Genomic DNA, 14,699 nt, shown 5'->3' on the forward strand with positions numbered 1-14,699 from the left:
AGGATACGGGCGCGACCGTCAGTTTCCGGGCAGCCCGAGCCCGCGCGCCAGGGTCGGCCACGACTTCTTCAGTTCGTCCTGCCAGTAACCCCACGAGTGGGTGCCGGTCGGCTGGAAGTCGTAGGTGGCCGGAATGCCGAGCTGGTCGAGGCGGGTCTGCAGATTGTGCGCGCAGTAGTCGGTCGCCGTCTCCAGCACGCCGCCGACGGCGACCTGATTGGCCAGCCCGCCGACCCCGGGCAGGCCGTACGGGTTGTTCAGGGTGTCGTACCGGCCGGGCAGGCCGGAACCGTTGGAGATGAACAGATTCAGGCCGCGCAACTGGTCGGCGTGGACGTACGGGTCGTTGGCCGCCCACATCGGATCGTCCTGCGGGCCGTACATGTTGTCGGGACTGGCACCGCCGTCGGCGAGCACCAGGGTGACGAAATCGTGCCCGACATGGTCGCTGATCTGGGCGCATCCCGACAGCGAGGCCGCCGAGCGGTACAGGCCCGGGGCGGCGATCGGCAATTGCAGCACCGAGGTGCCCGACATCGACAGCCCGGCGATCGCGTTGGCGCCGGTGGCGCCGAGCGAGCGGTCGATCAGCGGCGGCAGCTCCTCGGTGAGGAAGGTCTTCCACTTGTTCACGCCGAGTACGGGATCCGGTGCGCGCCAATCGGTGTAATAGCTCCACTGCCCCCCGATCGGCTCGACCACGTTGACGTGTTTCCCGCCGAGGAAGCCCAGGACGTCGGTGCGAGCGTTCCAGGTGGCGGTGTCCTCACCGCCACCCGCGCCGTTGAGCAGGTACAGCGTCGGCGCCGGCGTGCCGGTATCGGCCGGACGTTGCACGAAGACCTCGATGTCCTTGTCCATCGCCGCGGAGTACACCTGCAGGGTCAGGCCGCCGCCGTCGGCCGCCTGCACACTGTCGATCCGGGAGCCGTCGCCGGAGGTGCCGGCCGCGGGTAGCGCGACGGGGTCGGCGGACGCCGGACCGGCGACGAGCGGCGCGAGGGCGAGCACGACCGCCAGGGTTGCGGACAGTGCGAGGCTCGCTCGTGATCTCGGCAGTCGCACGCCGTAACTCCTTCGGAAACAGTTGCTTTCACGGTTCGAGAACTACAGCGGCTACGCTGCCCGACCCGGATGAAGGCAGTCTGCAACCCAGCTGGGGAATTGCTGAGAGCGATACGACACGCGATCAACGACCGAAGGACCCGTCGCGCGGAATTCCGCGCGACGGGTCCTTCGAATCTCTTCGCGGTAACGTGGAACTAATTGAAGAGGTTCGGTCCGCACACCGGCCAGGCGCCGATACCCTGGCTGCCGAGAACATTCTCGGCCACCCGGATCTGCTCGTCGCGGCTGGCGTCCGCAGGGCTGCCCGCGCCGCCGTTGGCCTCCCAGGTACCCTGGGTGAACTGCAGTCCACCGTAGAAACCGTTACCGGTGTCGATGTTCCAATTGCCACCGGCCTCGCACTGCGCGACGGCATCCCAGTCGTGACCGTCGTCGGCGGAAGCGGTGCCGGCCAGGGCCAGCGGGGCGACGACGAGCGCACCGGCGACGACGGCGAGACCGAGAGCACGCGGGGTGAATTTGCGGTTGCTGGTCATAACATTTCCTGCCTGCACCCCACCACCCGCACGAATTTGCCAGCGGGTTCCCGTCCCCGGGAATCTCGGTTCGGAACTCGACGCGGGACGGGATCACCGGTGTTCTGCGTTTCGAGTCACGGCCCGGTTGTCCGGGTTGCCGACGACGATAACGAACAAATCACGGCAGATCACGCGGCGATAACGGTGATATAGCTGAATGCAATCACCGGCGAACCGGTCGTTTCCCGGCCGGACGCGGGGTGCGCGACGGCACCGGCGTTCCAGTAATCACAGCCATGTAATGTGACACAGATCACCTGTGTCGACCCCGAAACGCCGGGAATAGACCGGTTTCAGAGGTCGGTCGGTGAGCTGGGTCACTGCGGGTCGCCGGGCTCCGGCAGCGGCCAGCGACCGAAGCGGGGACGTCCTGGTCGGTGGTCTTCGGGCAGGCCACCGGACATCTTCGCGAGTCGACCTTCGATCTGGGTCAGATACACACCGGCGAGGCGAAGCGGCAGGTGGTCTTCGGTACCGCTCTTCGAATCCGGCCCGGCACCGGTTTCGGGCACCGGCTGCGGCTCCGGCGGCTCCGGCTCCGGCCGTGGTACCGGCTCCGGACCTGGCAGCGGCCCAGACTCCGACTCCGGCAGCGGCACGGTCTCCAAGTTCGGCAGCGGCACGGACTCCGGGGCGGGTGGCGGTACAGTCGCGACTTTCCGCGCCTCGGCACGCCGGGTATCCGCTTCCGAGATCCCTGCTCGCACCTCGGCCCGCCGGTTCGCCGCGCTCGACACGATTTCCCGCAGTTCGGCGCGCTGGGTCTCTGCCGCGGCAAGCCAGCCCGCCGCCTGCCGGAGCACCTCCCCCTCGGTGAGGTCGCCGTCCAGCAGCAGGCCGGCGCATTCCGGCACCACCAGCATCGCCGAACCCAGATGTTGCAGGCAGCGGGCGGTACCCAGCCGATGTTCCAACGCTCGGTATCCGTCAAGTGCGGTCTGCCAGCAGCGCAGCGCGCGACGCGGTTCGCCCCGCATCCACCACAGCACGCCCATCAGCTCGAAGGTGTGTGCTCGCCCCGACGGGTCCCGGCCTCGGTCGGTCAATGCCTGCGCCAGCGTGAGGCGATTCCACGCGGCATCCGGATGGCCGAGTCGCAGGTGCAGGGTGGCCGTCTCGAGCAGCAGCGTCACCTGTCCCGGTACGTCGGGGCGCACCGAATGCGACCACGCGTACTCCAGATGTGCCAGGACCTCGTCGCGCAGCCGCAGGACTTCGCTCATTCCATCGGCGTCGGTCAGGGCGGTTCCCAAGAGTCCGGCAGCCGTGGCGTCGGCGAGCAGTTCGCGTGCCTTCCGATGTTCCCAGCGCACTCGCAGGCTCCAGTGGTACCGGAACGGCCGGATCCATCGGCGACGAGTTCCGGGGTCGTTCAGCCGAATCCGGACCATCGCGTCGATCTCGGGGAAGCGGGTGTCGTCCACGATCGACTTCATCTGTGAGTCGATCCCGTAAGCGTCCTCGCCCAACCCGATACGCGCGTGCCACAGATCGAGCGCGTCCGCGATCCGCGCCAGATCCACCACCGCCGCCTCGGACAGGGCCGGCCGGCCGGTAGCACCAGCACTGCGCACCCGACCCGTGCCGGTGGTCGGTTCCTCTTCCGAAGCCCCGGTCGCCGAGGGTTCCTCAGCCTCCGGGCCCGACACCTCCGCCGGTGTTTCCGCCGGCCCCGGCGGATCGGCCGGACCCTCGGCGGACCGAACCGTCGGCACCACCGAACCCGATTCGGTGGGCGGCATCTCGGACGACCGATCGCCCGAACCCGACTCCGGGGCCGATGTCTCGGACGGCCGATCACCCGAACCCTGCTCGGGGGCCGAAGCCTTGGACGGCTGACCGCCCGAGCCCGACTCGGAGACCGGCGTCCCGGACGGCCGATCACCCGAACCCGTACCGGCGAACAGGCGTAACGGTGATCCCGGGCCGACCACGGTTCGCGTCACTGCGCGCAGCCACTCCAGCAACGTCGGGCGCAGACACTTCCGAACATGTTCGGCAGCAACCGGTTTCGGCGCAGGGTACTTCTCCGCGCAGGCCGAGATCAAGTGCCGCAGATCATCGGCCTCCGCGAGGAACCAGCGCTGGGCACCGGCGCTGAGTTCGACGGAGTCGAGCGCCACCGCCCAGCGGGAGGCGCGGTCGGCGTAGTGGCGCAGCAACTCCTGTAGTGCGGCGGGCCACTGTTCGGTCCGGGCCACTTCGAGGGCGTCGGGTAGTTCCGGTTTTCCGGAGTGGGTTAGGCGATCACGGCCCGCGGCGGTGAGTACGTGACTGTCCCGCAGGCGATTGATCTCACGGAGCACGGTGGTGTTCGGCTGCGAACCTCGCTCGTAGGGAAGAACTCTCGTCGCGGAGAGCATCGCGGCGACGACGTCATACAGCGCGCTGACCTCGAACACGTCCACCGGCAGATCGCGCAGCACCGCCGCGATGATGTCGCCGTCCTCCGCCTCGCTTTCCGGCACTGTGTCGTTTCCGCTCACCGCCGGCATACCTTTCGGCAGAGGCGGTGGTTGCACCAGGTCGGCGGTCAACGCCAGTTCCTGCGTGATGCGCCAGCGTTCGCGGATATCGGTGACCCATCGCCACATCACATAGCCGACCGCCGCCACCACGAGGGCGACCGCAACCCACAGCCGCACCTGTCCGAACAGCGCCGCCAACGGGCTGTCTGTGAGTGCGCCCTCGACCAGTTTGCCGGCGAATTCGAGCAGGATCTCACCGCCGAGGAGGGCCGGTGGGCCGATCAGGCCGAGCCACAACAGGGTTCGCGGCGGAGTGATCAGCGAGGCCCGGGAGCGGTGCTCGGTGCGGTTGTCCGGGCTCACCGCAGCACCCCGCCGGAGAGGCCGGGCACCAGGAACCGCCGCCAGGTGAACAGCAACAGCAACACCGGTGGCACCGCCGAGATCAGCGCCCCCGCCGCGAGATAGCCCGTCTTCTCGTTGAACTCGCGCGCCTCGCCCCACAGCAGCACCGACCACGGGCTGACGTCGGCGCCGCTGACCAGCAGACCGACGAAGAAGTCGTTCCACACCTGGATCAGTTCCAGCACCGCGACCGCGCCGACCGCGGGTCGGGCGCGCCACATCATCTCCAGCACATCCGATACGGGGACGCTCGAACCGCGCGGCGCGTCGGCCTCCGGACTGTCCGGCGGCGGCAGCAGGGCGCCGCGCAGGATCAGGACCGCCATCGGCAATCCGATCGCGGCGTGCACGAGAATCAGTGTCGCACGGGACAATCCGGTGAGGCCCAGCGATTCGGCCGCCTGCCGGATCGGGCCGACGTACAACTGCGCGGGCAGAACCGCGAGCACCACCAGCAGGATCACGCTCGAACGCGCCGCGGGTCGTTCGGGCCGCAACGCGGCGAGTTGGTAGGCGACCGGCAGCGCGGCCCCGAGCGTCAGCGCCGTCGCCCAGGCCGCCACCTCGAAGGTGTTCTGCAGTGCGCGCCACAAGGTTTCGTCGTGCCAGATACTGTTGGCGCCGTAGAACCCCGGCCCACCGGTACCGGTGAAGCCGACCACCAGCAGCAGGACCAGCGGCGACAGCACCACCACCGTGGGAATCCATACCCGCAGTTGCTGCCACCACGGCAACAGCTTCCGCACGGGATCGCGGCGCGGCGCGGACCGGACCCAGCTGGTGCGCAGCTTGCCCGCGTCGATCTGCAACACCCACACGGTCAGGCCGACGATGACGACCAGCGGGATCGCGTAGGCCGCCGCACGGCCGGGGTGGGGATCGCCGGTAGCCAGCCGCCACCAGTGCACGGTCGCACTGTCCAGCGAATATTGGAGTGCGCCGGGTACCGCGATCAGTACAGCGTCGAATACCCGGGCCGCGGCGATCACCGAACCCAGGCCGATCACGAGAACGACCGGCCGCACCATCAGCACCAGCCGGTACCACAAGATCCTGCCGCCCGGCCCGTCGATATGCCCACGGCGCACCGGATCGGCCTCCACCGCCGCGACCGCGCCCCGGAACAGGACGAGGATCACCCCGAACCACGTCCACAGGAATGCCATGAACAGCGCACCCATGTACCAGACATATTCGCCGGCAATGCCTTTCACCAATCCGGCGGTCTCCGCCCAGCCGACGACGAGACGGGCCGCCACGCCGGTGGCGAAGGCCGACACCCCGAACGGCAGTACCACCGGCCAGGACATCCACCAGGTGTTACGCCACTGCCACGCCACCCAAAATCCGACCCAGAGCATGACCAGCATCAACGCCACCCACAGCAGGGTGCGCCCGTACGCGCCGCGACCCGCGGGCCCGAGTTCGATCGTCACCTCGATCGCCGCGAGGGCCGCGAACGCGAATGCCAACGGCCAGGCTGCGAACAGACCCGCTCTCACGAGGGCGCGGAGCCGAGGACGCGCCTGCGGTACCGGCTTCTCTCCCGGTGGTTCTGCACTGTCCGTCTGCGGGACGCCGACTTTCGCCAGTCGTGGCGTGATGTCGTGCCGCCACAGCAGTACCAGCGCGATCGCGGCGAGTGCGAACACCGCGCACCACTCGACCAGGCGAAGGTCTGCCCGCAGTGCTCGCTCGACGGTGAATCCCGCTGGGACCACGAGCAACAACAGCACCAGTACCGCCGCCGGGATATACAACAGCAGCGACAGCCACGGCCACCGGCGACCGGCGTGCAGCGGGCCCGCCATCCGGCGGGTCGAGACCTCCAGTCTCAGGTTGTGCGCGACGATCTCACCGTCGGTCATCGGAAACTCTTCTCGACCGCGACCATCCCGTCCACCGCTCGGTGCGCCGCCTCCTCGGGGTGACGACCGGTTCCGACGTCCTTCAGCAGGTCGGTGAGGACCTGCCACAAGCCGTTGCGGCGGCCGGCCGGGCCCATCATGTCGGCGAGGCCGAAGGCGTCCCATTTGTTGAGATCCGGAGCCAGATCCGTCAGTATCGGCCAGTCGGGCAGCGGCTCGGACCCCCGGCGCGGCACCAGGAATCCACCCGGGTTCTCAACCCAGGAGGCGGTGGCATTCGGCGCGGACAGCCGGGTGACGAGGTCCACCGCGGCGGTGCTGGCATTCGCGGTCATCACCATGACGTCGCCACCGCCGATTCGCGGAGCGGCCTTGTCCGGGGCAACCGCCGGGAACCAGGTCACGCCGACCTCGTGTTCGGGCCGCCGGGCCCGGGCCATCGCACTGCGCACGATGGGCGCGGCGAAATCGGGGGCGGCCACCATGGCGGCCTTCCGATGTTCGAAGACGGCGCGTACCGCGTCGGGGAACTGAAGGGTCAGCGCGCGACCGACCCCACCGGGGAGCACACCCGGCGCACCCCACAGGGAACCCAGCCGAGTGAATATATCCTTCATCAGTTCGGTGTCCCAATTCCGTGGATCACCGGCCCAACTCGCGTCCTGGAGAATCCGATACTCCTCGGGTGACCAGCTGTCGAGGACGTTCTCGAACATATCGGCCAGCACCCAGCCGTCGGCGGCGCCGAGGGCCAGCAGCGCGCGACCGGGCGCGACCCGAGCCGACCAGTCCGCTACGGTCCAGCCCGGCGGCAGGGCCCCGCCGGCGAAGGCCGTCCGGTCGTACCACAGCAGCGATTTGGCGGCCGACTTGAACGGCACGGCATGCGGTTCGCCGCGCGGCCAGAGCAGTTTCCGCCAGGGTCTCGTGTAGTTGAGCCGTTCGTCGTCGTCGACGTGGTTCTGGCCGTCGGTGGACCACAGACTCACCGGAACCGATTTCAACCGCCCGATCGGCTGGGACCTGACCTCGCCGACGGTGGGCAGCATGACGATCTCGGGCGCCGAGCTGCGGCGGGCCGACAACGCCGTATCGATCTCGTCGCCGAGGGGCACGACCTCGATCGCGGCATCGGCGCCGGGGGCCGCCCGCGGAAGACCGTCGAGTACCTTGCGGAAGGCCCGGAGCTCGTCGCCGCTCCACGGCACCGCGATGCGGACCGCCGTGGAGCCGCCACTACTCGATACGCGGGACGCACAACCGGTCAGGACCGGTGCCAGCACCCCCGCACGCAGAATCGTCCGCCGCGAAACCATATTCCCCCATCACCGCATACCACGCACGCCGGTGTTACTTGTAGGGGAAACCTTAACGGCCGCAACGGGTTCGCAGCGACGAAATGCGAGATTCCGAGCCGGGTACTCACCGCGCGGGCGGATAGTCCGGCGGTGGCCGGCGGAATGCCGGGGGCTGCTGCAAGGGCTGCGACGGGGGCGGGGTCTGCAACGGGGGCTGGTCGGGTGACTGTTGCGGGAAGCGCGGCGGCTGCGCACCGGGCGCCAGTTGCGGCCGTGCCGGGGCGGCGGGGGCGATCGGGTCGACCGGGGTGGCCGCCGCGGCCTCGGCGGCCCGGACCGCGCGCTCGGCGGCCGGATCGGTCTTCACGTCGAACCAGTCGGCGACCTCGTCGGAATCGTCCTCGGGCTGCGAACTTCCGGCGTCGTCGGGTGCGGACTCGTAGCGGAAGATACCGTCCTCGCCCTGGCTGCCGAACTGTTTCGCGAAGCCCTCCAACGCCTTTCCGAAATCGCTGGGCACCACCCAGACCTTGTTGGCGTCGCCCTTGGCGACCAGCGGCAGGGTCTGCATGTATTGATAGGCAAGCAGTTCCGGGGTCGGCTTGCCGGATTTGATGGCGGCGAAGACCTTTTCGATGGCCTTCGCCTGGCCCTGGGCCTGCAGATAGGAGGCGGCGCGCTCACCCTGGGCCCGCAGGATGCGGCTCTGGCGTTCACCTTCCGCGGACAGGATCGCCGACTGCTTGGAACCCTCCGCGGAGAGGATCTGCGACTGTTTCGCGCCCTCGGCCGTCTTGATCTGGGCCTCGCGGGTGCCTTCGGCGGTGAGGATCATGGCCCGCTTCTCGCGGTCGGCCTTCATCTGCTTCTCCATCGACTCCTGGATCGACGGCGGCGGATCGATGGCCTTCAGCTCGACCCGCGCGACCCGCAGACCCCAGCGGCCGGTGGCCTCGTCGAGTACGCCGCGCAGCTGCGAGTTGATCGCGTCGCGCGAGGTCAGGGTCTCCTCCAGCGTCATACCGCCGACCACGTTGCGCAGCGTGGTGATGGTCAGCTGCTCGACCGCGGCGATGTAGTTGCTGATCTCGTACACCGCGGCCTGCGGGGTGGTGACCTGGAAGTAGACGACGGAGTCGATCTGCACGGTGAGGTTGTCCTGGGTGATCACCGGCTGCGGCGGGAACGAGACGACCCGCTCACGCAGGTCGACCCGGGCACGGACCCGGTCGGCGAACGGCACCAGGAAGGTCAGCTGCCCCGATACCGTCCGGGAGTAGCGGCCCAGCCGCTCGATCACCGCGGCCTCGGCCTGCGGCACCAGCGCGATCGATCGGAACACCACCACCACGACCAATATGACGAGCACTATCGCGACGATCAGTACAGCCATCACGGCCCCTTCCAGACGACGGCGTGCGCGCCGTCGATCTTCATCACGTAGACGGTCTCTCCCTCGGGGTACTCCTCGGTGGGGTCGAGCGGCCGCGCGCTCCACACCTCACCGCCGATCTTCACCCGGCCGGTGTGCTCGTTGACCGTCTCGAGCACCCGCGCCGACTTACCCGGCAACGCGTGCACGTTGGTGAGCGTGGGGGGCGGAGTCGCGAAGCGCCGCAACAACATCGGACGCACCAGGAACAGCAGCGCCACCGCACTCACACCGAACACGACCGCACCACCGACCACCGGCAGGTGTACCACCCCGACCACGCCCGCGGTGGCCAGCGCCGCTCCGCCGAGCATGAGCAGCGTGAAATCACCGGTGAGCATCTCGGCCGCCGCGAGCAGGACCCCCGCGATCAGCCATACGACAGCGGCCACGCCTCCACCCTAACCGCTCCGGCGGTGGCGACGCGGGCAAGAACGCGCAAATCCTTGCCGAGACGGTAGTTTCGACCGGGTGCGGGAGTACGGCGATATCTACACGGGGCACACACGCAAGCAGCGGCCGGCCGTGCCGGAGGTGGTGGCCGAGCGCGATCTGGTGGTCGAGGACGCCGCCAGCGGATTCTGCGGTGCGGTGGTCGGATTCGATCGCAGCTACGACGGCGAGTTCGTGAAACTGGAGGACCGGCACGGCGCGGTGCGGCTGTTCGCGCTGCGCGAGGCGGCGTTTCTCATCGACGGCCGGCCGGTGACCCTGGTCCGCCCGAAGGCCGCGGCGGCGAGCGCGCCGACCAGGTCCGCGTCCGGCTCGACCCGGGTGGACGGGTTGCGGGCCCGGGTGGCCCGGACCAACCGGATCTGGGTGGAGGGTGTGCACGACGCGGCACTGGTGGAGCGGGTGTGGGGCCACGATCTGCGCGTGGAGGGTGTGGTCGTCGAACAGCTGGAGGGGCTGGATCATCTGGCCGTGCGGCTCACCGAATTCGGGCCCGGCTCCGGCCGGCGGGTCGGGGTGCTGGTCGACCATCTGGTCACCGGTTCGAAGGAGACCGGCCTGACCACCGGACTCGGCCCGCACGTGCTCGTCACCGGCCATCCCTACATCGATGTGTGGCAGGCCGTGCGGCCGGCCGCGGTCGGCATCGAGGCCTGGCCGCGGGTTCCGCGCGGCGAGGACTGGAAGACCGGGATCTGCCGCCGCCTCGGCTGGGGCACCCCGCAGGAGGGGTGGCGGCGGGTCTACGACGCGGTCGGCTCCTTCCGGGATCTGGAGGCGCCGCTGATCGGCGCGGTGGAGCGGCTGATCGACTTCGTCACCGAGGATCCGGAGCGGTAGCGTCGGCCCGCCCGCCCCGCAGCAGCGAGGCCACCGCCGCCACCAGCGCCAGCGCCGCCGACGCCGCGAACACCACCACCAGGCCGTCGTGGAAGGGCCCGGAGATCAGGTGCGGGAAGAACTCCCGGCCGGTCAGGGTCTGCTGATCCGCCGGGGACAGCGTCGGCAGCACGTGATAGGGGGCGAGCAGATTCCCGATCGGGTTCACCCCGAGGATCGCGGCGAACAACGACGACACCGGCGGCAGTGACCCCACCCGGGCCGCGACGTCCGGCGGTACGCCCGCGGCCTGCAGACCGCTGGTCAGGGTGTGCGGCAGGCTGCTCGCCAGTCCGGCGATCATCAGCGTGAAGAACACGCCGATCGACAACGAGGTGCCGGAATTCTGGAAGGTCGACCGCATCCCCGAGGCCACGCCGCGCGTCCGCGACGGCACGCTGCCCATGATCGAAGAGGTGTTCGGCGAGCTGAACATGCCCAGCCCGATGCCGTTGACCGTGATCAGCACGGCGAAGATCCAGTACGGGAAGTCGATCGGCAGCAACAGCAATCCCACGAAACTTGCAGCGAATGCAATCATGCCGCCGGTGGCGAATCCGCGCTGACCGAACCGATCCGACAGTGATCCCGACACCGGGCCCGCGATCAGGAATCCGGCCGTCAGCGGCAGCATGAAGATGCCCGCCCACAGCGGGGTCCGGTCGTAGTCGTAACCGTGTAACGGCAGCCAGATGCCCTGCAACCAGATGATCAGCACGAACTGCAATCCGCCCTGGGCCAGCCGCGCGACGAATCCGGCCAGATTGCCGGCCGTGAACGCCCGGATCCGGAACAACCCGAGATCGAACATGGGCTCCGCAACCGAGTGCTCGATCCACGCGAACGCCGCGAGCAGTACCGCCCCGCCGATCAGCAGCACCAGCACCTTCGGGCTGGTCCAGCCCATCATGTGCCCGCCGTACGGTTGCAGCCCCTCGGTGATGCCGATGAGGATCCCGCCCAGGCCGACCGCGAAGGTGATGTTGCCCCACCAGTCGATCCGGCCCGCGTGCCGCTCCCCCGTCTCGCGCAATGTCCAGTAGGCCCAGACGGTCATGAACACACCCACCGGCACGTTCACCCAGAACACCGCACGCCAGTCCCAGATCGCCAGCACGCCACCGAGCACCAGGCCGATGAACATACCGGCGAGCCCGGCGACCTGGTTGATCCCGAGTGCGAAGCCGCGGCGATCCGGCGGGAACGCGTCGGTGAGGATCGCCGCCGAATTGGCGGTGAGCATCGAGCCGCCCAGCGCTTGCAGCAGCCGCCACCCGATCAGCCACATCGCCCCGTGGCCGCCGAGGAACGGATCGAAGGACAGCAGGATCGAGGCGACGGTGAACACCGCGAAACCCGCGTTGTAGATCCGCACCCGCCCGAACATGTCCCCGAGCCGGCCCAGCGTCACCACGAACACCGCCTGCACCAGCCGGTAGCCCATGATCATCCGGAGCAGATAGCCGACGTTGCCGCCGGACAGGGGATCCAGCTGGATACCCCGGAAGATCGCCGGCAGCGAGATGAGCACGATCGATCCGTCGAGGGCCGACATGAACACCGCCGTGGTGGTGTTCGCCAGCGCGATCCAGCGATAGTTGTCACCGCGGGTCGTGTCCGGGGGCGCCAATTCCGTTGCCATCAGATGCGTTCCGCCATTCTCTCGATCAGCGGCACGACGGCCGCGAGCAATTCCAGTTCGCCCCGGTCGAATCCGGAGCCGAGCGCGCGGGCCAGCAGTGCCGCGCGCTGAGTTCTGCGCTGCCCCACCAGTTCCCGGGCAGCGTCGGTCGCGGACAGCAGGACCCGGCGGCCGTCGTCCGGATCGGCGCGGCGCTCGACCAGCCCGCGCTGTTCCAGCGCGCGAACGGTGGCACCCATGGATTGCGGGCTGACCCGTTCCAGCTTCGCCAGTGCGCTCGAGGTCACCGGACCGCCGCCCTCGAGTCGCGACAGCGCGGATCGCTCGGACAGCGTCAGCTCACCGGCGGCCGGCATCTCCCGCAGTCGGCGCGCCAGCAGTCCGACACTCGCGCGCAGGGCGACCGCCAGCTCCTCGACATCAACCTGTTCGGGCATATTGCTAATACTAAACTGATAAGTTTCGACTTAGCAATTCGGACGCAGGTAGGCCCCGGGCCGGTGAAGCCGGATTCAGTCGCCGAGGTGCAGGGACCGCAGTTGCAGTTCCGGTGCGACCTTGCGGGCCGCGTCCGGATGTTCGCCGCAGACCAGCACCGGGATATCGCGCACCACCTCGACCTCGGCCCGCGCACGTCCCGGGCCGCTGCCGCCGGACCAGGCAAGTTCGACCGCGGCGGTCCGGCCGCCGGGTCCGATCTCCGTGTGCGCGAGGGTGATTCGCCGATCGAGCCACGACCAGCCGTAGCGTTCGAACAGTGCGCGTTCCACCACCTGCCCCCAGCGGTCCAGGGCGGTGTTGCCGCGGTAGTGACCGTCGCGCAGCGGGGGCGCGCCGGCGTGCCGGACGATCCCGTCGAGCAGGTCGGCGTCGAGAAAACTCCACACCAGCCCGTCCGGCATCGTGAAGCCGGTCGGGGCGAATCGGTGCCCACCGGTGTGGCTGCAATGTCGCACCCGTACGCCGGGTACGCCGGCGCCGACATCCAGCGCCAGGCGGGCACCCAGACGACCACAACACTTGTCGCGGATCCCGTGGCCGCACAGCAGCACCTCGGCGGGTGCGGGGCGGCCGTTCATTCCGGCGAACCGTTCGTCGCTCGGTGGTGGTGCGAGGGCATCGTCCGGTGCTCCGACTCTTCGGGCCGGGCCGGATGGACGCGGAGCTACGGAGTGATCGTTGCCGAGGTCGATCGCAGCGGCGGAGTCGATGGCAGCGGCGGCATTGCCGCCCGCGCGGACGGAGTCGACGGCGGCGGGGTCGAGAGCAGCGGCCGTTGTCAGCGATACCCGGACAGCGTCGGCGAGGTGCTCGGCGGGCAGATCGTAGTCGGTGCCCGCGAACCGGCCGCGGTCGGTGCGACGCCAGATGGTCACGGGCACGGTGCTTTTCGTCGACGGCTGCGCGGCGATGGGGCGGACCGCGAGCAGGCGGGTGCGCGGCAGGCCGCGGGCGAGGATGTCGGCGAACACCGGGAGTGTGTTCACATCGCGGGGCCACGGTGGCGGGACCTCGATCAGCACCAGGGTGTCGCAGGTGGGTGCGGTGCCGATCGGGTCGACGCCCTGGTCGCGGGTCCAGGCGGCACAGCGGTAGTCCGTCGCGGTGGTCATGTGGCGCAGGCGATCTCGTGGAAGCCCTGCACCCAGGGGGTCAGGTAGTCCTCGGCCGCGGCCGCGTCGCCGGGGACCGGTAGTTGCAGCCGGACATCGGTGACCCCGGCCGCGAGGAGCGCCGGAAGGCCGCCGAGGGTGGCGGCCCGATCCGGATCGCCGTCGCGGCCGGGCACATTCGGCAGTTTTCCGGCGATGCCGATCTCCGCCGGGTCGCGGCCGAATTCGGCGACGGCCGCGCGCATCCGCGGGATCGTGTCGAGGAGTTCGGCGGTCACGTCGGAGGCCTTGCCCCAGGGGATCCAGCCCGCGCCGAAGCGGGCCAGCCGCCGCATCGCGCCCGGATTCACGGTGCCGGACACCCAGATCGGAATCCCCTGCGGTTGCACCGGTTTCGGCATCAAGTGGATGTTCTCGAAGGACAGTTCCGGAGAGGTGTAGGTGGCCCGCTGCTCCCGCCACAGCAGGCGGCAGACCTCGAGGGTGTGGTCCAGCAAACGTCCCCGGGCCGCGAAGTCCAGCCCGGCGGCCTCGTATTCCTCACGCTGCCAGCCGATTCCGACGCCGAGGTCGAGGCGGCCGCCGGACAGTACATCCAGGGTGGCCGCGGACTTCGCCAGTACGATCGGCCGCCGCAGCGCGGCGAGCAGGATGCTGTTGGTGAACCGGATCCGGGTCGTCATCCCGGCCAGGAAGGACATGGTCGTCATCGGTTCCAGGAAGTGACCGTCGGAGCCGGTCGGCTGCCGTCCGCCGACCCGGCCGCCCAGTTCCGGCCGCGCGTAGTTGTCCAGCCGCTCACCGAAGACGACATGCTCGCCGGACAGCACCACCCGGTCCGCACCCGCCCGATCGGCCCCGATCACCCGGCCGAACAGCGGCTGCCACGATCCGGGATCCTCGGCCGACATCGCGGTGTAGCGGATCGAGAATCCGGCCGTCATCGGGGACCGACGGCTCTGGCGCACAACGGCATCCGCCGGATCCCGGGGTGA

The 14,699-nt window shown here is 69.3% G+C and carries 12 protein-coding genes; 1 reads left to right on the forward strand and 11 read right to left on the reverse strand.

Annotated features, from left to right (window positions below; translation table 11 throughout):
• Positions 1 to 18: 18 nt before the first annotated feature.
• The 7 genes from G361_RS0108530 to G361_RS0108560 form a co-directional block, all read right to left on the reverse strand.
• Positions 19 to 1,065, reverse strand: coding sequence for an alpha/beta hydrolase-fold protein (locus tag G361_RS0108530; protein ID WP_019926647.1), 1,047 nt, complete (start codon positions 1,063 to 1,065; stop codon positions 19 to 21).
• Positions 1,066 to 1,262: 197 nt separating this feature from the next.
• Complete coding sequence (locus tag G361_RS0108535; protein WP_019926648.1) at positions 1,263 to 1,604, reverse strand: transglycosylase family protein; 342 nt, start codon at positions 1,602 to 1,604, stop codon at positions 1,263 to 1,265.
• A gap of 359 nt (positions 1,605 to 1,963) precedes the next feature.
• Complete coding sequence (locus G361_RS0108540) at positions 1,964 to 4,477, reverse strand: hypothetical protein (RefSeq protein WP_019926649.1); 2,514 nt, start codon at positions 4,475 to 4,477, stop codon at positions 1,964 to 1,966.
• On the reverse strand, positions 4,474 to 6,387 hold the full coding sequence (locus G361_RS0108545; RefSeq protein ID WP_019926650.1) for a hypothetical protein: 1,914 nt from the start codon (positions 6,385 to 6,387) through the stop codon (positions 4,474 to 4,476). The genes G361_RS0108540 and G361_RS0108545 overlap by 4 nt, the downstream gene beginning before the upstream one ends.
• Positions 6,384 to 7,703, reverse strand: coding sequence for a hypothetical protein (locus G361_RS0108550; protein WP_019926651.1), 1,320 nt, complete (start codon positions 7,701 to 7,703; stop codon positions 6,384 to 6,386). Before G361_RS0108550 ends, G361_RS0108545 begins: the two co-directional genes overlap by 4 nt.
• Before the next feature lie 106 nt (positions 7,704 to 7,809).
• On the reverse strand, positions 7,810 to 9,078 hold the full coding sequence (locus G361_RS0108555) for an SPFH domain-containing protein (protein WP_019926652.1): 1,269 nt from the start codon (positions 9,076 to 9,078) through the stop codon (positions 7,810 to 7,812).
• Positions 9,078 to 9,509 carry an NfeD family protein gene (locus G361_RS0108560; RefSeq protein WP_019926653.1) on the reverse strand — a complete coding sequence of 144 codons (432 nt, stop codon included), beginning with the start codon at positions 9,507 to 9,509 and terminating at the stop codon, positions 9,078 to 9,080. Before G361_RS0108560 ends, G361_RS0108555 begins: the two co-directional genes overlap by 1 nt.
• A gap of 79 nt (positions 9,510 to 9,588) precedes the next feature.
• Here G361_RS0108560 and G361_RS0108565 point away from each other — a divergent pair, with 79 nt between their 5' ends.
• Positions 9,589 to 10,410 carry a DUF3097 domain-containing protein gene (locus tag G361_RS0108565; protein WP_019926654.1) on the forward strand — a complete coding sequence of 274 codons (822 nt, stop codon included), beginning with the start codon at positions 9,589 to 9,591 and terminating at the stop codon, positions 10,408 to 10,410.
• Here the strand turns inward: G361_RS0108565 and G361_RS0108570 are convergent.
• The 4 genes from G361_RS0108570 to G361_RS0108585 all read right to left on the reverse strand — a co-directional run bounded on the left by G361_RS0108570 (position 10,388) and on the right by G361_RS0108585 (position 14,672).
• Positions 10,388 to 12,091, reverse strand: coding sequence for an MFS transporter (locus tag G361_RS0108570; protein WP_019926655.1), 1,704 nt, complete (start codon positions 12,089 to 12,091; stop codon positions 10,388 to 10,390). The two genes, G361_RS0108565 and G361_RS0108570, sit on opposite strands and share 23 nt — an antisense overlap.
• On the reverse strand, positions 12,091 to 12,528 hold the full coding sequence (locus tag G361_RS0108575; RefSeq protein ID WP_019926656.1) for a MarR family winged helix-turn-helix transcriptional regulator: 438 nt from the start codon (positions 12,526 to 12,528) through the stop codon (positions 12,091 to 12,093). The genes G361_RS0108570 and G361_RS0108575 overlap by 1 nt, the downstream gene beginning before the upstream one ends.
• A gap of 75 nt (positions 12,529 to 12,603) precedes the next feature.
• Positions 12,604 to 13,704 (reverse strand): sucrase ferredoxin, encoded by a 1,101-nt coding sequence (locus G361_RS0108580; protein WP_019926657.1) that lies wholly within the window; start codon positions 13,702 to 13,704, stop codon positions 12,604 to 12,606.
• Positions 13,701 to 14,672, reverse strand: a complete 972-nt coding sequence (locus G361_RS0108585; protein ID WP_369797882.1) for a TIGR03619 family F420-dependent LLM class oxidoreductase — start codon at positions 14,670 to 14,672, stop codon at positions 13,701 to 13,703. The genes G361_RS0108580 and G361_RS0108585 overlap by 4 nt, the downstream gene beginning before the upstream one ends.
• Positions 14,673 to 14,699 lie beyond the last annotated feature (27 nt).

It is taken from the genome of Nocardia sp. BMG111209 (assembly GCF_000381925.1).
Classification (GTDB): domain Bacteria; phylum Actinomycetota; class Actinomycetes; order Mycobacteriales; family Mycobacteriaceae; genus Nocardia.